Here is a 1,121-nt window from a genome sequence, read left to right on the forward strand (position 1 = left end):
GATAGCTGGCAAGTCTTTTTTTTCTATAAAAATAAAAGTGCAAGGTTATGTACTTTTACTTTGCATAACTCTGTACTTTTATTTTGCACTATACAGGAAGAAGCAGCGTCATTATTTTCCCATTAAGTCAAGATAGTCTCGAAAATGTCGTTAAACTTGATTTTAACTACTCTGAAGAAGCCATCTAACGGAGGTGTTGTAATGTCTATTACAATTAGTGATATCAAACAATTTATCTATTGCCCAAGAGTTATTTATTATAGTTATGTTGAGCCGGTTCCGAGGAAGGTAACATTTAAAATGGAGTATTCTAGAAGTCAACACTATGAATTGAATCAAAGGGAAAAAAGGCGTTCCCTCAAGCGATATAACTTGTTAGAAGGTAAGAGGTACTATGGAGTTCCAGTTTCCTCAACTATATTAAATTTAAATGGGAAACTCGATATACTAGTAGACACGGAAAATATGGAGGGACAACGTTATTTTCCAATTGAATGTAAAGATACCGACCAAAAAGTTCAAAAGAATATTTTATATCAGTTGGTCGCATATGCTTTGTGTATAGAAGAAATGACAAATACTCCTGTTCAAAAAGGATATATTTATATTATTCCTGAGGAAAAAGCATATCCTGTTATCATCACCGAATCACAGAAGCAATACATTCGCAAGGTGACAACAATGATTCGGAAAATCATTCATGATGAGTATTATCCTGATCCTCGCTCGAATAAAAGATGTTGGGATTGTGAATTTCAACGATACTGCAATGATTGTGATCTGCCAAATACTATAAGTTTAAAAGAACGAAATAGAACAATTGTACAAGAGCTATTTAATAAAAGCTAGACCTAAAACTGTATATAGTAAATTGCAAAATCAGATCCCTTAAACTTTAATAATCTGTTGTTAATACGGGGATCCTTTTTAATTTTTTGATAACAACGTGTCCTCTAAATGGCAAAGATGCATTCCATTAAGATTGTTTTTTCTGTAAAGTGAAGGTGTAGTTATAATAAACATTTCGTATGAGTAAAATTAATGTGGGCAAAAATTAAACCCCTTCATTTGGGTAAGGACCGTTAGGTCCTTACCCAAATGAAGGGGCCACCAAGCGAAAG

At 33.3% G+C, this 1,121-nt stretch carries 1 protein-coding gene; it reads left to right on the top strand.

Annotated features, from left to right (window positions below; genetic code table 11):
- Window positions 1-201 precede the first annotated feature (201 nt).
- Window positions 202-849, top strand: coding sequence for a CRISPR-associated protein Cas4 (gene cas4 / locus J2S07_RS21865; protein WP_307152467.1), 648 nt, complete (start codon window positions 202-204; stop codon window positions 847-849).
- Window positions 850-1,121 lie beyond the last annotated feature (272 nt).

The organism is Anoxybacillus andreesenii (genome assembly GCF_030813005.1).
GTDB lineage: Bacteria > Bacillota > Bacilli > Bacillales > Cytobacillaceae > Robertmurraya > Robertmurraya andreesenii.

Coding starts and splice junctions, on each gene's coding strand:
- cas4 (WP_307152467.1), top strand. CDS start 202: ATGTCTATTACAATTAGTGATATCAAACAATTTATCTATTGCCCAAGA.